Raw genomic sequence first — 22,925 nt, forward strand, 5'->3', positions numbered from 1 at the left:
CCCTAGCCGCTATCTGTCCCTAGAAGACAACAAACTCCTCGACCTGCAAAAATGTCTGACCTTAGAGGATATCTTACGCCTTGACCTGACCAACTGCCGTCTCGTCACTCTGTCCGCCTGCGAAACGGGTATCACCGACTTCACCTCCACCAGTGATGAATATATCGGTTTACCCAGTGGCTTCATTTTGGCGGGTTCTCCCAATGTGGTCAGTACCCTCTGGGCGGTGGCGGATATCTCGACGGCGATTTTAATGATTCAGTTTTATCAAACTCTCCAGCAGCAACCTGAACTGTCGGTAGTTCTGGCGTTGCGGCAGACTCAGACTTGGTTGCGGGAAGCGACGGTGCAAGATTTGGTAGACTGGATTGATAGCTGTGCGGTGATTAGTCCAGAACGACGGGAGGAAATGAAACGAAAACTGACTTTTGGCGCTTGGAAAAGGAAACTCGATGCTAAACGGTTTGAGTCTCCTTACTACTGGGCAGCATTTTGCGCTATTGGAGCGTAAAATCTTGAGACTGCCCTCTTCTGTATTTTAGTCATTAACCCCGGTTAGGATAATTATGAACCCAGAAGACATTATCAGTGCTTTTCTCTCTGTTTGGGAACAACAACCAGAACTGTTTAATCATCCCGATGTCTCGGACAGTTTAGGAGACTTGCAAAAGCAATTGGCTGAGTTGGAAACTGCATCTGATGAAGAAATAGCGGATTGTTTGGAAGATTGGTTTTCAGATTATGAGGCGATAACTGATGCCGTGGATGCCAGCAGTACCCGCAAGCTGACAGGGGCGAATAATGCGGGTCCCAAGACCGACGATCGCGCGGTGGTCAATCAATATCCTGAGATTACCGAAATCCTCCGAAACCGGGTTCCGAGAATGGGGACAAAAGAGGATAAATCGTGATGATTTCTATGACGATTCTAAAAAATCATCCGGTTTGGGACAATTTATCCGAGGGGGTTAAGGGTATTGATGCTAATGCTCTAGTTTTGGAGCATTTAGCATTATGTGATTATCAAATATCCGGCTATTGGGATGAAAGCGATCGCTTTTATGAAAATATCACCCTCCCTCGTCCTCTGTCGCCCCAACTCATCAGCAGTGGCGTGATTTTTACCGGAGACAAACGCCGCATTCAACTGAAATTCACCCTCAATCTCAAAACTGCTAACCCTCCCATTTCTATCGCAGAACTGATGTTAGTCTATGATGAAAACCTGGAATTTGTTGATGAAAATTGGCAAATCGACCTAAACTCGGAATTTATTAAGGTTTAAAGGTCAACACCAAAATGAGGTTTTCCCCAAACTTAAAACCATGAAACACCCAAATTTACCGGAAATTATAGATTCCATCAAAAGTTGGTTTAAGGCTCATTATTCCGAGCAGATTGTTCAGATTGTTCTATATGGCTCTCAAGCTAGGGGAGAAGCACAACCCAACTCAGATATTGACTTACTCATTGTCATGAAGTCTGCGTTTAATTATACTGATGAAATCGAGAAAACCAGTCGCCTAATTCAAGAGTTATCCTTGAAATATGACACTGTAATTTCCCGCGCTTTTGTCTCGGAGCAGCGTTTTAATCAAGAAAAAAGTCCATTTCTCTTAAATGTTCATAGAGAAGGAATTGTTTTATGAGTGATGAGCAAAGATTACTACTAGAAAAAGCAGAACGTAGTTTGATGGGTGCAGATTTATTGGTAGAGAATAATCTTTCTGAACTCGCAACATCGCGTGCTTATTATGCGATGTTTTATATTGCTTCTGCCTTCTTATTAGCCAAAAACTTAAGTTTTTCCAGCCATTCTGCTGTAATTAGTGCTTTCGGTCGAGAATTTGCTAAGGATAATCAAAAATTCCGAGAATTTCACCGGGCTTTAATTGATGCACAGGATATGCGCAACCGGAGTGATTATGATTTAGATGTTAACATTACTGTGTCGGAAGCCAAAAAACAAATTCAAGTTGCTAGACAATTTATAAACTTTTGGGAAACTTACCAGGAAAATTAAATAGATGTCATCCCCAGCCATTCGAGACTTAGTAAATCTAATTGAATCCTTACCCCATACCGTTCAACTTCAAGTGATGAAACATTTACGAGACTATATCGCCGATTTACAGGATGAAAAACGGTGGGATACGGCGTTTAATCGGACTCAATCTGCCTTAGTCACCGCCGCACGTCAAGCAAAACAACAACGGGCTGCTGGCCAAGCAACTGCCATGAATCATAATCTGTTATGATGATAATTTTCGCCCCCAACCTCTATTTATGTGCTTACCATCCCCGCGCGGCCTACTACAAAAAACAACAAGAGGCTAACCAGAAGTTACAAGACCACATCCAAGCCGTGGGTGGGGGAATTGTGGCGGGTGCGATCGTCGCCTCAAACTCCGGGTTAATGACCGAACCTTGGTACTCTCCCAACGGTGAAAAAATCGAACTCCCGTTTACCCCACCCCATCCCTTTGTTATAGCCTTATTTTGGAGTGTCTTTTGTTCAGTTGGGGCCTGGCTTTTAGCCGAACGATTCATCAAAAAGAGTCCATCCAAATCTAAGTCAAACTCCGAGTAACCCCCATCACCAGACCCCTCACCCCCAGGCCATTATCCATCGCCGAGGATTCATGGTATAACCAGGGGAGTTTTTAGGATTGTAGAGGCAAGACAGGAATCGTGGCGATCGACGTAACTCTCGGCATTGTGATTGGCATCATCGTCCTGGTGGTGGTTCTCGGGGCGATCGCCCTGGACCTCAACTACCGACGGAAACCGGGCAACCAACTCGAATTTCGCCCCGGAACCTGGGCCATCACCCAACACGAGGGCGATCGCCTGCACATCCAAGGCGACATAGAACTCTTCAACGCCACCGAGGGACTCGAAATCATGGTTCCCGACGTCAACGCCAACGCCACCCTCCTCTCCAAAGCCTCCGTCTCCGACATCTCCTGCCAGATTGACGTCATCCCCGCCCACGAAGATGCCGCCGCCCGCCCCGATGGCTACTGGTTCCCCTACATCATCAAAGCCCGCCACAGTACCCACATTAAACTCAACCTGCGCCTAACCGGCCCCAACCTCGATCGCCTGCAAACCCTCTGGCTACGACTCAACTATCTCACCTACGGCCCCGGCGGACGCATCCCCAAAACCGGACATATCGTCTTCCCCCTGCAATACCCCGACGCCGACGCACCCGCCAACTGGCTCACCAAAGACAACGCCGAGGTGTTTCCCGTCAAAACCCATCTCCTCACCCATCTCGACGATCCCGTTGACGTGATTCGTCGCTACGTCATGCCCCACGCCCAAAGCGGCGATATCGTCACCATCGGCGAAACCCCCCTCGCCATCATCCAAGGGCGACTGCGAGATCCGATCACCGTCAAACCCGGCTGGCTAGCCCGGCGACTCTGTTACTGGTTCCTCCCCACCTCCAGCCTGGCCACCGCCTGCGGCTTGCAAACCCTCATCGATCAAGTGGGGACCCCTCGGGTGTTTTTCGCCTTCCTCGGGGGCGTTGGCCTGCGTCTGTTGGGGCAACGGGGCGGCTTCTATCGCCTCGCCGGAGAACAAGCCCGCCTCATTGACGATGTCACCGGAACCCTTCCCCCCTACGACCAATTTATCGTCCTCGGTCCCGACAACCCCCAAGCCGTCGTCGAGCGGATTCAAAAAGAAACCGGCCTATCCGCAGCCATTGTCGATGTCAACGACTTACAAGCCGTCAAAGTCCTCGCCGCCACCCCTGACTTACCCCCTCGTTTCCTCGAAACCGCCCTCCGTAGCAACCCCGCCGGAAACGCCGACGAACAAACCCCCGTGGTTCTGATTCGTCCCCGAACCTCCTGAATCCTTGGGGGCGGTGGGAATCTTCGTTAAAATGGTAGCAGTGGTTCCCCCTGCCCCCATCCCCTTGCCCCCTTCCCCTAGGTTTTCCCATGACATCGACGCCAACGCCCCCCACCTCCGTCAGCCCGAGAATTGATATTCGCCCCATTCAATATCGGGACTTAGATAATATCGAATCCCTCCTGCAAGCCGATGCCTTCACCGCCAAAAGCCCCAGCGACGAACTGGATTTGGCCCTAGATCTCGATCGCATCCGCCAGCATTACGGCCTGCTAAAACTCCTCAGCCTCTTCCCCAACCCCTACCGCAATCTGTTGCGGGCCTATATCGCCCAATGCGATCGCCGTCTCCTCGGGGCCATCCAAGTCTCTCCCGTGAACCGCACCTCCACCACCTGGCGCGTCGATCGCGCGATCGCCGATCCCGCCGCCGGTAGCCAAGACACGGGAACGGTTCTACTGCGTCATTGTCTCGAAGCCATCTGGGAAGCCCGCACCTGGATTGTCGAAGTCGAAGTGAGCGATAACGCCGCCATGGCCCTCTATCGCCAAAACGGCTTTCAACCCCTGGCCCAAATGACCTATTGGACCATTGAACCGGACCTTCTGGCCAAACTCGGGGAACGAGAACCCGATTTGCCCAACCTCACCCCCGTCAGCAACTCCGACGCCCAACTCCTCTATCAACTCGACACCGTCTCCATGCCGCCTCTGGTGCGTCAGGTGTTCGATCGCCACATTCTCGACTTCAAAACCAGCCTCTTTGAATCCATCCTCTCAGGGATAAAACAGTGGTTTGGCCGCACCGAAGTCGTCAGTGGCTATGTCTTTGAACCGCAACGCAAAGCGGCGATCGGCTATTTCCAAATTCGCCTCAGCCGCGACGGAAGCAGCCACCACGAAGCCCAACTGACAGTTCATCCCGCCTACACCTGGTTATACCCAGAACTGCTGGCCCAAATGGCCCGCATTACCCAACAACTGCCCCCCCAAGCCCTACGCCTCGCCTCGACGGACTATCAACCCGAACGAGAGGAATATCTCACCAGTATCGGTGCAGAACCCATCGCGAACACCCTGCTGATGTCTCGTTCCGTCTGGCACAAACTGCGGGAAACCAAACAAGTCAGCCTAGAGGGATTGCAACTGTCCGACGTGTTGGGCGGCCTGCAACCTTCCCGCAAACCCGTTCCCGGCCGTATGATTTGGTCCCATCAATCCCCGCAGCCGGTGAAAGATGACCATCATTCCCAAAATGGCCATTCAGAGAATCGCCCCCAGGATCAGCCAGGAAGCCAGCCCCAGAATGGTAATGGCGATCGCCCATGAAGCCCCGAGTTGCTGCCCTCGGCCTCGACTTAGGTCGCCGTCGCATCGGAGTCGCCGGTTGCGATGGCTTAGGCTTACTGGCGACAGAACTCACCACCATCAAACGCAGCAGTTTTGCCCAAGACATCGAGGCCTTGCGTCACCTCGTCAACGAACGTCAGGCCACGGTTTTAGTCATCGGAATGCCCTATCGCCTTGACGACGGAACCATGGGCAAACAAGCCCAACGCCTAGAGAAACTCGCCCACCGCATCGGTTCAGCATTAGGGCTTCCCATCGAGTTTGTCGATGAACGTCTCAGTTCCATCGAAGCCGAGGAGTTCATCCGCACCTCAGGCAAACATCCCTCTCAAGACAAAGGGGCCATCGATCGCAAAGCCGCCGCCATCATCTTACAGCGATGGCTCGATCAGAGCGGCTAATTTCCATTACCATAAAATTTCAATTACCATAAAAAAACAATTTTGTCAACCCCTAAGTTGAGGCGTTCAGCCCATTCACTCTCATGTATATTCTCATCGGCGGGGCCGGGATGACCGGGTTAGCCCTGGCCAATACCTTATTGAACATTGGTCATACCATCGCCATTGTTGACCCCGATCCGATGGCTTGTCAATATGCCCGTGAAAAGATTGGCGTCATGGCTTTTGAAGGGAGTGCCGTCAATACCACAACCCTCATTGAAGCCGGGGTTCGTAAAGCCGATGCCGTGATTGGGGCCTTGCGAGAAGATGCCCTAAACCTGGCATTCGTCACCCTATCTAAACATTATGGCGTACCTCAGATTATCGTACGCATGAGCGATCGCGACTTTGCCGAACCCTACCAACTGGCCGGGGCCACCCATATCATTAGTACCACCCAACTGGCCATCAACCGCATCATCAATGCGATCGAATATCCTCAAGTCGATGCCATGATGCACTTTGAACAGGGGCAAGTCGAAGTCTTAAAACTCTCACTCCCCCAAGACTGTTATATCATCGGTCGCAGTGTCGCCGAAATTGCCCAAGACGAGCGATTTCCTGAAGGAACCTTAATTATCGGCTATCAAGCCCATGTTCATGAAGATTTGATTATCCCCAACGGCAGTACTATCCTCGAAAGTGGGGCCAACATTTTAGCGGTAACGAAACCGGATTTAGTCCGAGATGTGATTAATTTTCTCGGCTTATGTTCCTGAGGGAACCTTATACAGAATCCCCTCACTAGAAACTTCCTCGTGACTTGGCTGGAGCCAAGTCATGCTCTTGGGGAGGCTCTGCCTCCCGAGTACAGGCGGCAGAGCCGCCCAGAGTGCGTGTCACGGCTAGAGCCATGACACGAGGGGTGGAGGGGTGAAGCGGAGTGTTGAAAACCCGATTCCGTCTTAAATCCCTTAATCATCTTGCAGAGACATCAGTTTTTGGTTAAGGGTATCGATATAGCGACTTGCTAATTCATTCGAGAGTAACCCCTTGCGAACAGCATCGTTAATCGCCCCCTTTTCCGCCAGATAGAGACGGCGACGTAAGCCATCTAAATAGCCCCCAGGTTCGAGAGGTTCATCCTCATGAGTCATGCGTTGATTATAAAGATGACGCAATTCTCGTTCAGCCGTGGCAATTCTCGCCTGGTAATTCGCAAAAAGTTCTTCATACAAAGATTTGGGTAAACTCCCCGACTCAAATAAACTATTGAGTTCTTGTTGAGCGGCTTTGGAGGCGATTAACGTCAGTTGTAAATTTTCAATTTTCTCTTTATGGGGAGAGGGTTGATTAAGATTGAGTTGTTTCACCAGCCAGGGTAAACTTAACCCTTGCCCAATCAAGGACACTAACACCGTACTAAAAATCAGCGTGATGACATCTTCTCGCCCCGGCAATGTAAACGGTAAACTGAGGGCAAGTGCCATCGATAGTGACCCTTTAACGTTGCCAAATATCAACACATGTTGCCATTTCAGAGGTAATGGTCTATCAAAAAAGCGCAGCAAATACAGGAGAGGATAAATCGAGAAAATGCGACCAATTTGATAGCCTAAAATCGCCAACATGGCGCTTGGTAAAGTCACCCACAGCACACTTGATTCGACTTCTACACCCACCAATAAAAAGATAAACGTGTTCACACCAAAGCCTGCATATTCCCAAAAATTGAGTAATGTGACTTTAATCGATGCAGAAATTTTATTAAATCCTGAATTACCAATCACTAAGCCCGCAATCACCACGGCGATCGCACTAGAAACCCCCAAAACTTGCCCAATCTGAAAGGTTCCCAACGACACCGCAACCGTCAACAGGGTATCACTTAACGCATCATTCAATTGCTTGAGGAGTCCAACACAGAGATATCCTAATCCTAACCCTAAAATTGTCCCTCCAACCAAAGCAATAAATAACTGTTCAACCCCTTCACCAACCGTAAAGGAACCTTGACGATGAATCGTACTAATTATCGTCAACAAAACCAGGGCTATCCCATCATTAAACAGACTCTCACCCTCAACAATTGTAATCAGCCGTCCCGGAACTTTAACAGTTTTAAAGGCTCCAATCACCGACACGGTATCCGTAATCGTTAAAATCACCCCGATCGCCGACGCCGTAATCCAGACAACCCCTAAGCCAAAACGCAAAAATACCGTCGTAATAGCCGCCGCTAAAACCACCCCTGGCCCAGCCAACAAGAGAATCGGCTTAATCGTACTTCGCAGACGACTAATATCCGTATTAATTGCCGCCTCAAAAATGAGAATCGGCAAAAATAGATTGAGAATTACATCGGGATTTAAGCCAATCTCTGCCGGTAATGCTTGTTTGGTGATTAGCAGTCCCCCTAACACCAATCCCACCACATAAGGAATACGAAAACGGCGAGTAATCAGGGCAACCGCCGTGGCCACCAAGAGCAAAATAATCGACGCTCCCACCAACCCCGTTACTTGACTGGAGGTTGTGGTTAACGTCTCATCCACCGTCTGAGATACGGTTTCGGAATAGGCGGTTAACAACACGTTATCGCTCTAGGTTGTTCGCACTTAATGAGGCGTTTACATCTGTACATCGGCGTTTTAAATCCCCTTCAGCCAATCCCATCCTCGCATTTCGTCTAACTTCGAGGGACAGATTAACTTCGACTGTAACGGAGTCATCGTAATATAATTCTGAGCGATCGCAATGCCATCAATGGGAATATCGGCTTTATGGGGTTCATCATCCAACTCTTCCAAGACTTCCCCAGCTAACCAGTAGTAGGTTTTGCCGCGCGGATCAACCCGTTTCTGAAACACATCCGTATAGCGGCGTACCCCTTGCCGGGCCAGGGTTACCCCAGCAATGCGATCGCCCGTTACCGGTGGGATATTCACATTCAACAACATCGGTTCCGTGGGGCGATGTTCACCCAACTGCTTCAGCAAACGCAGGGCGAACTCCACCGACGCCTCAAAATCCCGAGAGGTAAAACTCGCCAAACTGAACGCCACACTGGGAATACCCTCAATATAGCCCTCCAACGCCGCCGAAACCGTCCCCGAATAGAGAATATCAGTTCCCACATTCGCCCCGTGGTTAATCCCCGCCAAAACGAAATCCGGGGGGGAGTCGACTAAAGCACTCAACGCCAACTTAATACAGTCTGAGGGAGTGCCAGAACAGGCCCAGGCGGCAATACTGGAGTGAAAGCGATCGTCAACCCGTTCGGCGCGAATCGGCTGGTGCATCGTCAAGCTATGGCCCGTTGCCGATCGCTCGCGATCAGGGCAAACCACAGTCACCTCATGGCCCACCTCGGCTAAGGCATTCGCCAAGGCTTGTACTCCTTGGGCGAGAATACCGTCATCGTTACCAATTAGAAGTTTCATAGGTTAAGGCAAAAGGCAAGAGGCAAAAGAAGGGAACAGGGAAAGAGAAGGCAAAAGGCAAAAGGCAAAAGGCAAAAGGCAAAAGGCAAAAGAAGGGAACACCGGAACTGGGAACAGAAAAGACGTAGGGGCGTACCTTACCTATCGGGGATTAACTGCGTTGATAGCGTAATCCGGGTAGGGCTGAGACAAACCCCATCAATTCTAACTGCAAGAGGGCGCTCGACACAGCGGCCGCTTCCGTACCTGACTTCTCCACAATCACATCAAACGCCGTGGCTTCTGGGGGAACCGCCGCGAAGACGTGAGCCAAATGGGCCGGAACCTCGGGTATCGGGGCGGGATCTGACTCTGGAGTGACAGATAGCTTGACAGATTCTTTGTCTTGTGATAAAGATTTCTCGGGTGAAGATTCAGGTCTGAGACGACCAGCGGGAACCGTTACCGTGGGCATCTCTTGTAGCGTTTGCAGCAGATTCTCCTCATCCATGACCAACTGCGCCCCTCGGGTGATCAGGCCCAAACAGCCTCGGGAGTTGGGATTATCCAGGGAACCGGGAACCACATAGACATCACGACAAAACTCGTTGGCGAGATAGGCGGTAATCAAAGCCCCGGATTTCTGGGGGGCTTCCGTGACGAGAGTGGCGCGACTTAACCCGGCGATGATGCGGTTACGTTGGGGAAACTGGAGGCGATCGGGTGGCGTTCCGGCGGGATACTCGCTGACGACTAATCCTTTTTCAACAATCTCCTCGTAAAGTGTCTGATTACGGCGGGGATAGACCACATCGACCCCGGTTCCCAACACCGCCACCGTGCGCCCTCCTGCGTCCAAACAGGTGCGGTGGGCTTCGGTGTCAATTCCGGCCGCGAGGCCTGAAACGATCGTATATCCCTGGTGCGTGAGGCGGCGACTGAGGCGGCGTGTCCATTTGATGCCATAGGGACTGGGGTGGCGCGTTCCCACAATGGCGATGGTGGGGGCGTTTCCCTCTATCTCTTCAGCATTGGGGAGGCCTCGGTAATAGAGAATGGCCGGCGGACTATGGATCTCTTGCAACAGACGGGGATATTCGGGGTCTGATAACGTCCAGAAGTGGGGATTGGCCTGGATATGGCTCTCATAAAGACGCTGGGGATCGAGCTGCGATCGCCGTCTAAGAATGTCCGCCGCCAATTGGGGACCAATCCCCTCAACAGCCCGTAACCCCGCCTCTGAGGCTTGCCAGGCGGCTTCTAAGGACCCAAACTCATCTTGCAAGCGACTCATTAGTACAGAACCAATGCGCTTAATTTGCGCCCAAGCCACCCAGTAGGGGCGATCGCGGTTAAAAGATGAGTCACTCATCACTCCAGAGTCCGCTTACCCCTCCTGGGAGGACATCGTCTCGTTGTTGCGATCGCGTAGATGCTCAAACACACTTTTGTCACCGATATCATCGGGAATCGCTTGAGGCAGTTTACGCAAGCTAAACACCAAAAACAAGATCGCCCACAATCCCAACATCACGGGTTTGCTTTCCTCAGGAAGCCAGCCGCTGAGATGACCTAACAGCAAAATCGGCACCAGAGGCGTGAGAAATTTGGTTTCTAAACGATTGAAACAAAAGGCTTCTTTGAAATAAATCCCCGTTAGGGCCACAAACATAAACCCCACACCCCAAAGGCTATTAGGATGTTCATACACCGTCAAGGCTAAAGGCGTCTCACTCGATAACACCAGATCCACCGCCGAGGCCACACCCACGAGCCAGCAGGCTTGTAAGAGACGATGCAAGGGGGCGAGATAGATATGAATCGTCAACAGACTCACCCCTAGGGCTAAACAAAAGCCAAAATAGAGCCAGGTGAGGATTGGTAACAGCCAATCACTGGCCCCGTATCCCAGGGTTAGGCCCGTTCCTACGGCAAAGCAGAGGGCCGCCACCGCTAAACCCGCACGATAAATCCGGACTTCCCGGCGATCGCTCTCGGTGATTTGATAACTTCCAAACTGTCCGAAGTACACGGGAGACTCCATCACGACATCACTCATAAACTCGGGTTCCTCTTTCTAGAATCAACAGCACATCCTCAACACATCCTCAACACATCCTCAACACAAAGGCGATTTAAGTCTGCTTGTCGAGGGATGCGACGAACTCCGCTTCTAACTGATCATAGGCTCGGATGCTGCGGCGTAACCACTCCAGTTTGAGGGCGGTATAGTCCGCCTCCGTCAGCCGCCAGGGCTGATTCCCTTGACGCAAGCGTTTACTGAGTTCATATAAACATAATGCCGCACTCACGGAGATGTTGAAACTCTCGCTAAAGCCATACATGGGAATTTTGACTCGCACATCGGCATGACTGAGGGCGTAAGTAGACAAGCCGCGCAGTTCTGATCCAAAGAGAACGGCGATTTTACCCTCGATGGGAACCTCATCGATAGGGATAGTCGGTTCGTGGGGAGTCGTCGCCAGCAGGGTGAATCCTTGCTCTTTGAGGCGATCGAGGCAAATGGCGGTATTATTAACGCCATAGTCGTCGTAGCGATGTAAACTCAGCCAGCGATCGGCCCCTAAACTCACTTGTTGGTTGGGATCAAATTCGGTATCTCGTTCGATGATATGAACATCCTGCACGCCAAACCCCTCACAACTGCGAAGCACAGCACTGGCATTATGGGGTTTATGAATCCCCTCTAAGACGACGGCGATTTGTCGCGTTCGTTTGGCTAACACGTCATCGAGGCGATCGACACGAGCCTCGGTCAGATATTGGCTGAGATAGGCGATAAGCTCTTGTTGGGTTTCTAGATCCATTGGGTAATTGTTAATCGTTTTCATCCCCCCCATCGTCGGGGTTAGGGGACAGGTTCCGCCAGCGAGGGGTGCGTTCCGGTAGGTAGGGGCGAAAAATTTTTCGCCCCCACGATTGCAAGCCAGAACGCACCCTACCCCGATTGCCTATTTGCCTCTTGCCTCTTGCCTCTTGCCTCTTGCCTTCTTCCCCCCCTACCCCTGCAACAAATGATGTTCGATCGCAAATCGGACCAATTCCGACCGATTACTGGTATCGGTTTTGCGTAGTAGGTTACTGACGTATTTTTCGATGGTTCGGGAACTCAGATAAAGACGATCGCCAATTTGATTATTCGATAAGCCTTGACTCAACAGATCGAGGACTTCCTGTTCTCGGTCCGTCAGGTCAATGTTAACATCGGGACCGTCTGGCACGGGCGCAGGGGCGGGGGCGGCCACGGCTGAGGCGTGACTCATCATGGTGTAGCGATCGAGGAAGTTGCGGACGACGGCGGCCAACTCCTCTAACTCGAAGGGTTTGGGCATATGCAGATCAATGCCGGCCTGATAGCCGCGAATGCGATCGCGAGTTTCGTTGCGGGCCGTCAGGAAAATCACCGGCAACAGGCGAAAGTTAGGCTGCTGGCGAATCTGTCGCACCAACTCATAGCCATCCATTTCCGGCATGATGGCATCGGTAATGAGTAAATGGGGTTGGTGGCGATCGAGTCGGGCTAGAGCGTCCCGTCCGTTGACGGCGGGAATGGCGGAGTACCCCGATAATTCCAGATAATCGGTGATGGACAGACGAGTGGCTAAGTCATCCTCCACCACCAAGATTGTCAGAGGCATAGAAACCGTTAAAAGGCAGAAACCTGTAGGCTAGAGGGCCGGCCCAAGTTGCCAACGAGGGTCACTCCCCGTTGATTGGCATGAAGATGACGCAGGATCTTATAGATAATTTCCACCTGATCCGGCTGTCCGATCGCCGTCGCCAACTCCTCTAAGGACATGGGTTTATTGGCTTGTTTGAGAACCGCCATGGCCTCTTGTTGCAGGGACAACACCGCCGCCGCTGCTTTCTTGCCCGCTTCAACTCCCGGCTGATGATAGGCGTTGACGTTCACCAGAGAGGCATAGAAGCCCACAGCACGCTCATACAGGGCAATTAACATCCCCACCGAGAAGGGACTGACCTCGGGGACGGTGATAGTAATAGAGTCCCGTTCATTGTCAAAGAGGGCTTGGCGGGTTCCTTGCAAGAAGCCTGAGAGATAATCTCCTGAAGTCACCCCTGGATCGATTTCCGTCGATTCTCCCTGGCGATCGCCGAGGACTTCAATAAAGGTGACAAAGAAGTTGGCCACCCCTTCCCGCAACTGTTGCACATAGGCGTGTTGATCGGTCGATCCCTTGTTGCCATAGACCGCAATACCCTGATGGACAACATTACCATCAAGGTCTTTCTCTTTACCCAGAGATTCCATCACAAGCTGTTGCAGGTAGCGACTAAACAACAACAGAGAGTCTTTGTAGGGCAGAATCACCATATCTTTTTCGCCCCGGCCATTGGTGGCGGCGTACCACGCCAACGCTAACAAGGCCGCCGGATTTTGTTTGAGATCCTGCACCCGCGTCGCCTCATCCATGGCCTTGGCCCCGGCCAACATAGCCCGAATATCAATCCCCTGTAACGCCGCAGCGGGGAGTCCCACAGCCGACATTTCCGAGGTACGTCCTCCCACCCAGTCCGCCATCGGTAAACGACCTAACCAGCCTTCGCGTTGGGCTTGGTGATCGAGTTTACTGTCTACGCCGGTAATGGCCACGGCTTGTTTGGTAAAATCGAGTCCCGCCTTGTCGAAAGCCGCTTTGACCTCAATCATGCCATTGCGGGTTTCCGGGGTTCCGCCGGACTTGGAGATAATGAAGACCAGGGTGGTTGAGAGGCGATCGCCCAATTGCGCTAACCTGCGATCGATCCCCTGGGGATCACTGTTATCAATAAAATGAATATCTAACGGGGCATCGAGGGGGGCTAAGGCATCGGCCACAAATTCCGGACCGAGGGCCGAACCACCAATGCCAACGGAGAGAATATCCGTGAAGCGATCGCCCGCCGGAGGATGGAGCGTCCCTGAATGGATCTTGGCCACCAAACTCTCGATTTGGTCAAGGGTGTCAATCACCTCCCGTTTGATGGTCTCCGTTGGTGCCAAATCTGGATCTCGTAGCCAGTAATGGCCCACCATTCGCTCTTCATCTGGGTTGGCGATCGCCCCGGCTTCGAGGTCTGCCATGGCTTGAAAAGCGGTCTCAAAGCGCGGAGTCAGGCGATCGACGAGGGCCTCATCAAAAGAGATACGGCTGATATCGACATAGACCCCTAGCTCTTCGTGATAATAGAGCCAGTCCCGATAGCGTTTCCAAAGCGTGGCAGCGTCCATCTGTTGCGTTTTACCTCTAGCCATACGGTCAACGTTATCCAGTCAAGTCTCGACTGGCAAGCATTTCAGAACAGCCTATCACGACAATTTGAGAGATTGATGAAAAAAGCTTCACAGAAAAGTAGAAATTGCAACTATCATAGAGTGAAGCGGTGGTACCTCCAAACAGTGCGTCTGATCAACTCCGATCAACAGCGTGCTGATCGAGATTGCCAACTCAGTCGCTGGGTCAAGTGTGGAACGTCACTGTACGGGGCTACATCCAACGGTGCTACATCAGTCATTGCTACATCAGTAATCACGGCAGCGCCTATCGGTTAACTGGCGGCGGAGATGAATTCTAGCGAGCTGAGACTCAATCGATCTATGAGCCGACAACACCCGCAACAGTCAACAGACCGGGGCGATCGCCAGTTCCCCTCAGTCTCGTCCCTCTGTTGACCGGTTGACGGGTCACCACCGAGTCCCCAACCCTTCAGCATCTCGATCACTGGTTCTCTCCCTCGCTACACGTAACCCACGTAACATATGACTTCATCTATGACATCTGTAACTCCCGAACAAACATCCCTTCCCCAGACCGATACCGATTCCCAGTCCACCATCGACGAAACGCCCGCCAACTTTGAGTCGTTTAATCTCCGACCCGAGATCCTAGAAGGCATCCAGGAAGCTGGATTCCGCGTCCCTAGCCCCATTCAGCAACAAGCGATCCCCGTGATCCTACAAGGACGCGATGCGATCGCCCGCGCTCAAACCGGAACCGGTAAAACCGCCGCCTTCGGATTGCCGGCCATGAATGCCGTCCATCGGGATAGTAGCGAAGGAGTACAAGTCCTGGTGATTGTCCCCACCCGTGAGTTGGCCTCCCAAGTTAGCGACGAACTCTATCGTCTCGGTCGCTGTGCCGGCATTCGCACCGTAGCCGTCTATGGCGGACAGTCCATCGAACGGCAAGTCTCCCTCATCCGTCGCGGCGCCCAAGTGGTCACCGCCACCCCCGGCCGTCTCCTCGACCACCTCAAATCCAAGCGCCTCAAAGACTTCTCTCCCTCGATTGTCATTCTCGACGAAGCCGATGAAATGCTGGACATGGGCTTCCTCGACGATATTGAGGAAATCTTCACCTATCTCCCCAAAGAGCGGCAAACCCTACTCTTCTCGGCAACCCTTCCCTCGGCCATTCGCCAGTTGTCGAAGAAGATTCTCACCGACCCCCTCTCGATTGATGTCACCCCCAAAGACTCGACCATCAACACCGACATCACTCAGCGCTACTATGTGCTAGAAGAGCGCGAACGGGAAGAAGCCCTCGTGCGCCTGATTGACACGGAAGCCCCCAACAAGGCGTTAATCTTCTGCCGCACCAAGAAAGAGACCGATATGCTCTGTACGACCCTGGTGTCGCGGGGCTATGCCGCCAGTTCCCTTCATGGGGATATGCAGCAACGACAGCGCAACGAAGCCATTGAGAGCTTCAAAAAAGGGCGAATTGACCTACTGATTGCCACCGACGTGGCGGCGCGGGGCTTAGATATCAACGATGTCACCCACGTCTTTAACTATCACATCCCCTTCGACTCCGACAGCTACGTTCACCGTATCGGCCGTACCGGACGAGCGGGCCGTAAAGGAACCGCCATCACCCTCGTCACTCCCCTAGAGTTCAAGAAACTCACCCGGATTATGCACGTTGCCGGTTCCCCGATGGTCTATGGGGAAGTTCCCACCATTGGCGAAGCCAAACAACAATATCAGGTGGAACTGGCCTCGAAGCTGCAACACCAGCATATTCAGGAAGAAGCCGCTGAGTTGCTGCGACGGCTCGAAGAAGATGTTGACATCAACCAAATTGCCTGTAAGGCTCTGTCAATGCTTCTCGAACAACAACCGGTGGGTGGCCCCAGTCGCATTGGTTTCAGTGTTCAGGAAGTCGAAAACCTCCTACACCGTTCCAAACGTCGCAAAGGTGGCCCTCGCAAACGCCGCAACAACAACTATCGTCCCCGGCGCACCAATCGCCGCTAACATCGCTTTCGTTCGTTGCCAGTTCGTTGCCAGTTAACCGTTAAGGTTTAACGCTTAAACACCTCTTAGGGCTGTCCATCACTATGTTGATGGGCAGCCCTAATTGATTGAATAAATTGATGGAACGAATGGAACGAGCTAACTCCCCGCTAAGCCGTTTGAAACGACAACTCTTTGAGTTGATGACAGCCATCGAGGCCCAGTTGCGGTTTCTGACGATAGCGGGGTTCAGGCGCCCAAACGGTAACCGTTTTGTCGAGGGAAATCAGATAGATATACTCCACATCGGGATCATAATCGACCCCCACCCGCAAATTGGAAAAGTCATCCTCGCAACTTTCAAAGCCAAAGCGGACGGTGACTTGAGCGAGTAAACATTCCGGGGTGTAACGGTGTTCCCCGGCGGTTTCTCGCTCATCCCAGAATTTAACCAAAAAGCGTTCGAGTTTCGGTAGAACCTTCTCAGGCGCACCGTTACGGCTAACGTAGAGAAGTCCGGGATTTTGTTCGACGAGGATATGACAGGTGATGCTCATTAAAAAAAGTCTCCTTGGCTGTGGTTTAGCCCCCCAAGGTTGGATAGGGCCAATGATTTCCGTCTTCTGTGAGGGGAAGCGGCGTTAAAACGACCGAGTTGGCGAGTTATTGAGGAAGTTTATATTGTCCAACAATACGTTTGGCAAACTCAGGAACATGATCGTCGAGTTTGTCGGGATAGTTGCGCTGGACATAGAGGTAATTGCGGGTAAAGTGAGAGTCGATGGAAAACCGGGCATATTCTAACCCTTTCGGACCGACGCGCTCAATGACAACTCCCATCAGTTGAGCGGCCCACATCGGCAGAGTCACCCCCTTATCATAGGCGGGAATACTCTGTTGGACGGCTTGACGGCGATCGCCCCGAGAGGAAACCGGCTGGGTGTCCAACTGAGACTGCACCAAATCTAACATTTCCTGGCCGGTGTCGTTGCGCACGAGAATCCATTGCCAGCCAAAGGGTGCGCCCATATAGCCCACCACTAAATCCGCCAGGCCATTGACATAGTCAAAACAACTCATACAGGAGGGCGCAAAGACATCTTTAAGTTCCTTAGTATTTAAACCAAAGAAGGGGACTTTCTCAATCGAGCCATCTTCATGTTTAAAATGCACCCGAAAGTCCTGCATAAACTCATAATGCACCACGGTTTCCGGGGAGCGACTGGTGGTTTCTAGGAATTTCTGTAACCCGGCGCGGGTGACGTTATCGACACAGGGAGTCCCCAAAACATAGAGTTTTTCCAGACCGAGTTTATCCTGAACAGCTCGTAGGGCTTGAATTTGGCAACCGACGCCAATCACTAGCAAGCGTTTAAGTCCCGATTGTTCCACCTGTTCGAGAACGGAGAGATTGGGGGAGAGGGTGGGTTTGTTGACTCGGGCGGCGAGAACCTCCTCGGGGGTGCGGGCAATAATGGGCATCGGTTGAAAGCGATCGTCGGGAGAGTTTTGGACGCAAACCACCCCTTCGACGTTGCCACTGTTCAACATTTCACAAGCAATGGTGCTGACAATTCCTGTCCATTGCGCGCCTTCAATGGGTTCAGTTTTGCGGGCGGCCATCATCGATTGGTGAACCCCAAAATAGGTTTCCGCTTCTTGATCGAGTTGTCGCGATCGCCCGTGAATTTGGTCTTCGAGTTCTGTAAATTGTTGGTGAATAAAGGCGCAGGCCTCTTTCACATAATGAATGTAATGAGTATCGCACAGGCCGCATTCACTACAAAGGGCTTTGGCGGGACGAGGGCCACCGGGTTTAAGTCCTTTGGCTTTGTAGTGGCGAGGTTGGGGGGAAGAAGCATCCGAAGGTGTGGGGGAGTTCACCGCAGTCATGGTTGTGTCTTGTCCGTATCTGAATAGCTTGGGAAACCGTCCTCTTTCACCATACCGCACCTCTGGGATCTTACTGCCGCTCGGGGTCGTCCGGGGTGGGTCGGAGTCAGCGTTTTGCCGAAAAATGCTGGGCTAAGGTGCGGGCCAGTTTGAGAGAATCATGACGAACCATGCCCGACTCACGATCTTCGCTCATGATATTGGCCAAAATAATGTGTCGTCCTAAGCGTTCGACGACATCGAGATCTAAGTCGACGGGATGGGATTGTTTTTGAGCATAGCGGATGAGCGATCGCGCTGAGGGCTTGCTTTTCTGAACTACCACCGCGTCAAACACCGGGCGATCGCCGCAGGCCCGGTCAATGGCTAGGATATGGTCAGAGACGGTATAACCGTCGGTTTCTCCCGGTTCCGTCATGATGTTACAGACATAAATCCGCAAGGCCGAGGAACGGGCGATGGCCTCAACAATATCAGGAACCAAGAGATTAGGAATCACACTGGTATATAAACTTCCTGGGCCAATCACGATGACTTCTGCTTCGGCGATGGCCTCAATCACCCGAGGAAGCGGGGGGGGTGTCTCAGGAACACAGCCAACCCGGACAATTTTACCCCGAGCCTCGGCAATCCTCGACTCTCCCTGAATGCGCCGGCCATCGGCCAACTCCGCCCAGAGCGTCACATCCGTCAACGTCGCCGGTAACACTTCCCCCCGTACCGCCAACACCTGGGAACTGGCCACCACCGCTTGCTCTAAATCCCCGGTAATATCGGCCATAGCCGCTAAAAACAGATTGCCAAAACTATGGCCACTTAGCCCCGTTCCCCCTTGAAAGCGATATTGAAATAACTCCGCTAAGAGGGTTTCCTCGTCCGCTAAGGCGGCTAAACAGTTACGAATGTCTCCGGGAGGCAAAACGCCAATTTCGCGCCGTAAACGCCCCGATGAGCCGCCATCATCGGCCACCGTCACCACCGCCGTAATGTTGGCACTGTAGGTCTTGATTCCCCGTAACAGAGTTGACAGGCCCGTTCCTCCTCCCAAGGCGACAATCTTCGGTCCGCGATGCAGTCGTCGCCGTTCCATGAGAGCATCGATTAACTCGCCATTGTCTTCAGGTTTGAGGGCATCGTGAATCGACCCCATCGTACGAGTTTGGCCCCACAGCAGCAGTAAAATACCGCTGATCACCACCAGCGGACCACTAATATAGTTGGGAACCCGCGTGGCGATCGTGGTTAGGGCGGTTTCGACAAACTGTAAGAGGTAATAGACGGGGGTGAGTTTCGTCCAAATGGCAATACCGAGTAAGGCTAACACCATCCCGGTCGCACTGACGACTAACCATCGCTTTAACGACAGCCCCGGAGAGAGCCATTTGAACCATTGCTTGGCACGATAGGGGGTTCGACTTCGGGACACTCGTTTCAAATCACGGATTGTCTGTTTCATGGCAGCGGTGACAAGCAAGGCATCATAGCAGGTTCAGGTTAAGTCGCGCTCAAGTATGGCAACATGATAGAGCAGTCGCGGGAAATGACGGAGTTCATGGCGCGTTTGGATCACAACTTGGATCACAACTTGGATCACAACGGTGGAGAGCATGGCGATCGCGACTCGGTTCAACGCGATCGCGATTGTCCTTCAGAACCCATCGTCGAACTCAAAGGGATCTCCAAATCCTTCGGGCATAACGTGATTCTCGATGAGGTAGACTTGACAATTTATCCCGGAGATGCGTTAGGGATTATCGGGCCATCAGGAACCGGTAAATCGACAATTCTACGGCTCATTGCGGGGTTACTTCCGCCAGATTCGGGAGAAATCTACATCAAGGGCCAATTACGCCAAGGCTTGATTGAGGATAACCGCGATCCCATTGGGATTGGTATGGTCTTTCAGCAGGCGGCCCTGTTTGACTCTCTCACCGTTGATGAAAATGTGGGCTTTTCTCTCTATCAACATTCCAAACTACCTCATAAACAGATTCGTCAGTTAGTCGAGGAGAGTTTAGAACGAGTGGGGTTGGGAGGAAGTGCTGATCTCTATCCGGCCCAACTGTCGGGGGGGATGCGTAAACGAGTTAGTTTCGCCCGCGCTATCATTGATCACCCCGATGATCCCAGCCATACCTCCGAGATCTTGCTTTATGATGAACCCACCGCCGGACTCGATCCCATCGCCTCGACGGTGATTGAAGATTTGATCCGGGATCTCCATGTCGGGCAGAAACACTACAGTTGTCGGACCTATGTCATGGTGACTCATCAAGAGAGTACCATTCGCCGCACCACGGATCGGGTAATTTTTTTATATCGCGGTAAAGTACAGTGGGAAGGTCATGTTCAGGAACTCGATGAAACGGATAATCCGTTGATTCGACAGTTTCGTACTGGTAGTATTGAGGGTCCGATTCAGGCGGCTGGATAGGTGCAGTGAATCGTTAATTGATCACCCATATAGGCGCAAGTCACGAGGAATTATTATGCGATCGCGGACGCTTCGAGAAGGCTCATTGGGCCTGTTTGTTATTCTGGGGTTAGGCCTGTTTGGATTGGTCTCTCTTTGGTTGCGAGGAGTGACCGTTGGACGAGACACCTACGAGTTTGTCGTTGAGTTTGAGGATGCGTTAGGAATGCAAGCGGGCGCACCGGTTCGCTATCGTGGCGTACGAGTTGGACGCTTGGTGGATGTGGTTCCTGGAACGAATGGTGTTGATGCGAGAGTCGAAATTCTTTCGGAGGATCTGAAAATTCCTCGTCCTCCCTATGTTGAAGCTAATCAAGTCGGTTTTATTGGGGAAACAACGATTGATATCCTCTCCCCGGATCAGCCCCTTCCTCAAGTCCGAGACTTAGCCGATCCCCTTGAGTCAAATTGTGATTCTCAGGTGATTATTTGTGATGGCGATCGCATCCTCGGTCGCGTGGGCATCAGTTTCGAGAAGTTAACTCGCGCCTCAACTCAATTTACGGAATCGTTTAGTGATCCTGAGTTCCTAGAAACGGTACAAGTTCTTCTAGAAAATACCGCCCAAGCCAGTGAAGATATTGCCGGGTTAGCTCGCAATGTCTCGGAAATGACCATCTTTTTTCAGGAAGAACTCGGGGTTTTATCGGACTCAGCCTTGATGACCACTCAGACGCTAACTCGCACTGCTGAGGAGTTTGGAGAGACAGCCGCTGGGTTTAATCAGACGGCGGTGGAACTCAACCGCCTCACGGTCACGGCTAATCAACTCCTCGAAGATAATCGAACCAGTTTGGTGACAACCCTCGACAATCTTAATATGATGAGTCGGGAGTTACGCTTGGCGGCGACGGGGTTAACGCCGCTGCTACAAGAGAGCGATCGCACCTTACGATTGGTCAATAGCAATTTATCTCAGTTGGAACAGGCCAATTTAATTGCCGATCTTGAGGTCTTAGTCAATAACGCCACGGTGTTATCGGAAAATGCCGCTGTTGCGTCACAAAATCTGCGAGATGTCTCGGAATCGGTCAATGATCCGGCTAACTTGTTGATGTTACAAGAAACCCTATCGTCGGCACGTTCAACCTTTGAGAATGTTGAAAAAATCACCTCTGATTTAGATGAGTTGACCGGAGACCCCCAACTGCGGGAAAATCTGCGACGGATTATCAATGGGTTGAGTGGTTTGGTGTCTCTAAGTGATCAACTCGAACAGGAAACCGAACTGGCCCAGGCGTTAGCGGTTCTCGATGAACAACGCAAACAACTCGAAGCCTCTCAAGCTGATCGGTCTCCAGCTGATCGGTCTCCAGCTGATCGGTCTCCAGCTGATCGGTTAGAAAAACGCCGTCTCCAATCGTCTCCTCCGCCCTCTCCTGAGCCGCCTGAGTCGTTTCAGCGCAAAGACCGGCTATGATTAAGGTTTAAGACCTTCTGATAATTGATCTTCGAGCTATGGCAGAACCGCAACAGGAATCCGATTGGGTTGAAATTGGCCGCATTGTCGCCCCTCAGGGGGTACATGGATTGATGCGTGTCTATCCTGACTCGGATTTCCCCGAACGCTTCCTCGAACCGGGTCCGCGTTGGTTAAAACGTCGCGGCGGCCAGCCTGAACCCGTGGAACTGCTAGGAGGGCGAGATATCCCCGGAAAAGGACTCTATGTGATTGAAATTGAGGGAATTGAGACGCGAGAGGCGGCGGAATCGTTGCGTAATGCGGTCTTAGTGGTTCCCCAGAGCGATCGCCCTGAACTTGAGGCCGGCGAGTTTCATGTTCGCGATTTGCTGGGGTTGGAGGTGTTTCATCACCAAACCGGGGAACGACTGGGGGTGACGATTGATATTTTTTCCGCCGGGAATGACTTGTTACAAGTTCAATTAGATGAAAATTTGGTATCACAAAAACCAGTAGAAGTCAAGAAGAAAAAGGCAAAGAAACGTCAAAAGCCTCCCGCCCCGCCGACGGTTTTTATTCCCTTTGTTGAAGCGATCGTTCCGGTGGTGGATTTGGTGAATCAACGGCTAGAAGTTGATCCTCCTGCTGGATTATTGGACTTATAGAGGCACAATTGCACCAAATTTCTCATAAATTGCTAAATTGCCTTGAGATAAGCCGTCATTAAATATATTAAAAAAGATTACAACTACCTGTCCTAACTGAGATTTGATTTTATCGAAAATTTTGGGTCTAAAACCCCGTCCTTCTAGGACAGCTTTTGACAATCCTGCTTTTTTGTGCCAGGATTGTTCGTGCAACCGATGCCAACG

26 protein-coding genes are annotated in these 22,925 nt (G+C 51.8%); 15 read left to right on the forward strand and 11 right to left on the reverse strand.

Annotation, left to right across the window (positions count from 1 at the left end; genetic code table 11):
- The 11 genes from R6U67_RS11525 to R6U67_RS11575 form a co-directional block, all read left to right on the forward strand.
- Positions 1-511: CHAT domain-containing protein (locus R6U67_RS11525; protein WP_410252683.1), on the forward strand; the 511-nt coding region annotated here is incomplete at its 5' end.
- Positions 512-566: 55 nt separating this feature from the next.
- On the forward strand, positions 567-911 hold the full coding sequence (locus R6U67_RS11530; protein ID WP_410252684.1) for a hypothetical protein: 345 nt from the start codon (positions 567-569) through the stop codon (positions 909-911).
- On the forward strand, positions 911-1,285 hold the full coding sequence (locus R6U67_RS11535) for a hypothetical protein (protein WP_410252685.1): 375 nt from the start codon (positions 911-913) through the stop codon (positions 1,283-1,285). Before R6U67_RS11530 ends, R6U67_RS11535 begins: the two co-directional genes overlap by 1 nt.
- A gap of 40 nt (positions 1,286-1,325) precedes the next feature.
- Positions 1,326-1,649 carry a nucleotidyltransferase domain-containing protein gene (locus tag R6U67_RS11540; protein WP_410252686.1) on the forward strand — a complete coding sequence of 108 codons (324 nt, stop codon included), beginning with the start codon at positions 1,326-1,328 and terminating at the stop codon, positions 1,647-1,649.
- Complete coding sequence (locus tag R6U67_RS11545; protein ID WP_410252687.1) at positions 1,646-2,023, forward strand: HEPN domain-containing protein; 378 nt, start codon at positions 1,646-1,648, stop codon at positions 2,021-2,023. The genes R6U67_RS11540 and R6U67_RS11545 overlap by 4 nt, the downstream gene beginning before the upstream one ends.
- A 4-nt stretch (positions 2,024-2,027) precedes the next feature.
- A complete protein-coding gene (locus R6U67_RS11550) occupies positions 2,028-2,258 on the forward strand; it encodes a hypothetical protein (RefSeq protein WP_410252688.1) in 231 nt (76 codons plus the stop codon).
- Positions 2,255-2,590 carry a hypothetical protein gene (locus tag R6U67_RS11555; RefSeq protein WP_410252689.1) on the forward strand — a complete coding sequence of 112 codons (336 nt, stop codon included), beginning with the start codon at positions 2,255-2,257 and terminating at the stop codon, positions 2,588-2,590. The genes R6U67_RS11550 and R6U67_RS11555 overlap by 4 nt, the downstream gene beginning before the upstream one ends.
- Before the next feature lie 101 nt (positions 2,591-2,691).
- A complete protein-coding gene (locus R6U67_RS11560; RefSeq protein ID WP_410252690.1) occupies positions 2,692-3,870 on the forward strand; it encodes a F420-0:Gamma-glutamyl ligase in 1,179 nt (392 codons plus the stop codon).
- Between the two features lie 89 nt (positions 3,871-3,959).
- Positions 3,960-5,198, forward strand: coding sequence for a GNAT family N-acetyltransferase (locus R6U67_RS11565; RefSeq protein WP_410252691.1), 1,239 nt, complete (start codon positions 3,960-3,962; stop codon positions 5,196-5,198).
- Positions 5,195-5,620, forward strand: coding sequence for a Holliday junction resolvase RuvX (ruvX, locus tag R6U67_RS11570; protein ID WP_410252692.1), 426 nt, complete (start codon positions 5,195-5,197; stop codon positions 5,618-5,620). The genes R6U67_RS11565 and ruvX overlap by 4 nt, the downstream gene beginning before the upstream one ends.
- Positions 5,621-5,703: 83 nt before the next feature.
- Positions 5,704-6,381 carry a potassium channel family protein gene (locus R6U67_RS11575; RefSeq protein WP_410252693.1) on the forward strand — a complete coding sequence of 226 codons (678 nt, stop codon included), beginning with the start codon at positions 5,704-5,706 and terminating at the stop codon, positions 6,379-6,381.
- A gap of 195 nt (positions 6,382-6,576) precedes the next feature.
- On the opposite strand, the gene R6U67_RS11580 is transcribed toward R6U67_RS11575, so the two are convergent.
- From R6U67_RS11580 to R6U67_RS11610, 7 genes are all read right to left on the reverse strand, one after another.
- On the reverse strand, positions 6,577-8,193 hold the full coding sequence (locus R6U67_RS11580) for a cation:proton antiporter (protein ID WP_410252694.1): 1,617 nt from the start codon (positions 8,191-8,193) through the stop codon (positions 6,577-6,579).
- 60 nt (positions 8,194-8,253) lie between these two features.
- Complete coding sequence (surE, locus tag R6U67_RS11585; protein WP_410252695.1) at positions 8,254-9,045, reverse strand: 5'/3'-nucleotidase SurE; 792 nt, start codon at positions 9,043-9,045, stop codon at positions 8,254-8,256.
- Between the two features lie 151 nt (positions 9,046-9,196).
- Positions 9,197-10,396: a DNA-processing protein DprA gene (gene dprA / locus R6U67_RS11590; RefSeq protein WP_410252696.1), complete on the reverse strand. Its 1,200-nt coding sequence runs from the start codon at positions 10,394-10,396 to the stop codon at positions 9,197-9,199.
- A 15-nt stretch (positions 10,397-10,411) separates the two neighbouring features.
- A complete protein-coding gene (locus tag R6U67_RS11595) occupies positions 10,412-11,083 on the reverse strand; it encodes a DUF2301 domain-containing membrane protein (RefSeq protein ID WP_410252697.1) in 672 nt (223 codons plus the stop codon).
- A gap of 76 nt (positions 11,084-11,159) precedes the next feature.
- Positions 11,160-11,852 (reverse strand): TrmH family RNA methyltransferase, encoded by a 693-nt coding sequence (locus R6U67_RS11600; RefSeq protein WP_410252698.1) that lies wholly within the window; start codon positions 11,850-11,852, stop codon positions 11,160-11,162.
- Between the two features lie 192 nt (positions 11,853-12,044).
- The gene (locus tag R6U67_RS11605; protein WP_410252699.1) at positions 12,045-12,683 is read right to left on the reverse strand and encodes a response regulator transcription factor; all 639 of its coding nucleotides are present in this window, start codon (positions 12,681-12,683) and stop codon (positions 12,045-12,047) included.
- A gap of 8 nt (positions 12,684-12,691) precedes the next feature.
- Positions 12,692-14,278 carry a glucose-6-phosphate isomerase gene (locus R6U67_RS11610; RefSeq protein ID WP_410252708.1) on the reverse strand — a complete coding sequence of 529 codons (1,587 nt, stop codon included), beginning with the start codon at positions 14,276-14,278 and terminating at the stop codon, positions 12,692-12,694.
- Positions 14,279-14,818: 540 nt separating this feature from the next.
- On the opposite strand from R6U67_RS11610, the gene R6U67_RS11615 reads away from it, so the two are divergent.
- Positions 14,819-16,306 (forward strand): DEAD/DEAH box helicase, encoded by a 1,488-nt coding sequence (locus tag R6U67_RS11615; protein WP_410252700.1) that lies wholly within the window; start codon positions 14,819-14,821, stop codon positions 16,304-16,306.
- Positions 16,307-16,455: 149 nt separating this feature from the next.
- Here the strand turns inward: R6U67_RS11615 and R6U67_RS11620 are convergent, their stop codons facing one another.
- The 3 genes from R6U67_RS11620 to yvcK all read right to left on the reverse strand — a co-directional run bounded on the left by R6U67_RS11620 (position 16,456) and on the right by yvcK (position 19,634).
- Entirely contained in the window at positions 16,456-16,842 is a 387-nt protein-coding gene (locus R6U67_RS11620; RefSeq protein WP_410252701.1) for a histidine kinase, read from the reverse strand.
- A 106-nt stretch (positions 16,843-16,948) separates the two neighbouring features.
- Complete coding sequence (locus R6U67_RS11625) at positions 16,949-18,178, reverse strand: Coenzyme F420 hydrogenase/dehydrogenase, beta subunit C-terminal domain (RefSeq protein ID WP_410252702.1); 1,230 nt, start codon at positions 18,176-18,178, stop codon at positions 16,949-16,951.
- Positions 18,179-18,284: 106 nt separating this feature from the next.
- Positions 18,285-19,634 carry a uridine diphosphate-N-acetylglucosamine-binding protein YvcK gene (gene yvcK / locus R6U67_RS11630; RefSeq protein ID WP_410252703.1) on the reverse strand — a complete coding sequence of 450 codons (1,350 nt, stop codon included), beginning with the start codon at positions 19,632-19,634 and terminating at the stop codon, positions 18,285-18,287.
- A 63-nt stretch (positions 19,635-19,697) separates the two neighbouring features.
- On the opposite strand from yvcK, the gene R6U67_RS11635 reads away from it, so the two are divergent.
- From R6U67_RS11635 to rimM, 3 genes are read left to right on the forward strand one after another with little or no spacing between them, the layout of a single operon-like run.
- Positions 19,698-20,612, forward strand: a complete 915-nt coding sequence (locus tag R6U67_RS11635; protein WP_410252704.1) for an ABC transporter ATP-binding protein — start codon at positions 19,698-19,700, stop codon at positions 20,610-20,612.
- A 55-nt stretch (positions 20,613-20,667) separates the two neighbouring features.
- Positions 20,668-22,071: an MlaD family protein gene (locus tag R6U67_RS11640; protein WP_410252705.1), complete on the forward strand. Its 1,404-nt coding sequence runs from the start codon at positions 20,668-20,670 to the stop codon at positions 22,069-22,071.
- Between the two features lie 38 nt (positions 22,072-22,109).
- On the forward strand, positions 22,110-22,718 hold the full coding sequence (rimM, locus tag R6U67_RS11645) for a ribosome maturation factor RimM (RefSeq protein WP_410252706.1): 609 nt from the start codon (positions 22,110-22,112) through the stop codon (positions 22,716-22,718).
- On the opposite strand, the gene R6U67_RS11650 is transcribed toward rimM, so the two are convergent.
- Positions 22,713-22,925 (reverse strand): hypothetical protein (locus R6U67_RS11650; protein ID WP_410252707.1); only part of this gene is annotated, 213 nt, incomplete at its 5' end. The two genes, rimM and R6U67_RS11650, sit on opposite strands and share 6 nt — an antisense overlap.

Origin of the sequence: Sodalinema sp. (genome assembly GCF_046483825.1) — a bacterium.
Classification (GTDB): Bacteria; Cyanobacteriota; Cyanobacteriia; order Cyanobacteriales; family Geitlerinemataceae; genus Sodalinema.

Coding starts and splice junctions, on each gene's coding strand:
- R6U67_RS11530 (WP_410252684.1), top strand. CDS start 567: ATGAACCCAGAAGACATTATCAGTGCTTTTCTCTCTGTTTGGGAACAA.
- R6U67_RS11535 (WP_410252685.1), top strand. CDS start 911: ATGATTTCTATGACGATTCTAAAAAATCATCCGGTTTGGGACAATTTA.
- R6U67_RS11540 (WP_410252686.1), top strand. CDS start 1,326: ATGAAACACCCAAATTTACCGGAAATTATAGATTCCATCAAAAGTTGG.
- R6U67_RS11545 (WP_410252687.1), top strand. CDS start 1,646: ATGAGTGATGAGCAAAGATTACTACTAGAAAAAGCAGAACGTAGTTTG.
- R6U67_RS11550 (WP_410252688.1), top strand. CDS start 2,028: ATGTCATCCCCAGCCATTCGAGACTTAGTAAATCTAATTGAATCCTTA.
- R6U67_RS11555 (WP_410252689.1), top strand. CDS start 2,255: ATGATGATAATTTTCGCCCCCAACCTCTATTTATGTGCTTACCATCCC.
- R6U67_RS11565 (WP_410252691.1), top strand. CDS start 3,960: ATGACATCGACGCCAACGCCCCCCACCTCCGTCAGCCCGAGAATTGAT.
- ruvX (WP_410252692.1), top strand. CDS start 5,195: ATGAAGCCCCGAGTTGCTGCCCTCGGCCTCGACTTAGGTCGCCGTCGC.
- R6U67_RS11575 (WP_410252693.1), top strand. CDS start 5,704: ATGTATATTCTCATCGGCGGGGCCGGGATGACCGGGTTAGCCCTGGCC.
- surE (WP_410252695.1), bottom strand. CDS start 9,045: ATGAAACTTCTAATTGGTAACGATGACGGTATTCTCGCCCAAGGAGTA.
- dprA (WP_410252696.1), bottom strand. CDS start 10,396: ATGAGTGACTCATCTTTTAACCGCGATCGCCCCTACTGGGTGGCTTGG.
- R6U67_RS11595 (WP_410252697.1), bottom strand. CDS start 11,083: ATGAGTGATGTCGTGATGGAGTCTCCCGTGTACTTCGGACAGTTTGGA.
- R6U67_RS11600 (WP_410252698.1), bottom strand. CDS start 11,852: ATGGATCTAGAAACCCAACAAGAGCTTATCGCCTATCTCAGCCAATAT.
- R6U67_RS11605 (WP_410252699.1), bottom strand. CDS start 12,683: ATGCCTCTGACAATCTTGGTGGTGGAGGATGACTTAGCCACTCGTCTG.
- R6U67_RS11610 (WP_410252708.1), bottom strand. CDS start 14,278: ATGGACGCTGCCACGCTTTGGAAACGCTATCGGGACTGGCTCTATTAT.
- R6U67_RS11615 (WP_410252700.1), top strand. CDS start 14,819: ATGACATCTGTAACTCCCGAACAAACATCCCTTCCCCAGACCGATACC.
- R6U67_RS11620 (WP_410252701.1), bottom strand. CDS start 16,842: ATGAGCATCACCTGTCATATCCTCGTCGAACAAAATCCCGGACTTCTC.
- R6U67_RS11625 (WP_410252702.1), bottom strand. CDS start 18,178: ATGACTGCGGTGAACTCCCCCACACCTTCGGATGCTTCTTCCCCCCAA.
- yvcK (WP_410252703.1), bottom strand. CDS start 19,634: ATGAAACAGACAATCCGTGATTTGAAACGAGTGTCCCGAAGTCGAACC.
- R6U67_RS11635 (WP_410252704.1), top strand. CDS start 19,698: ATGATAGAGCAGTCGCGGGAAATGACGGAGTTCATGGCGCGTTTGGAT.
- R6U67_RS11640 (WP_410252705.1), top strand. CDS start 20,668: ATGCGATCGCGGACGCTTCGAGAAGGCTCATTGGGCCTGTTTGTTATT.
- rimM (WP_410252706.1), top strand. CDS start 22,110: ATGGCAGAACCGCAACAGGAATCCGATTGGGTTGAAATTGGCCGCATT.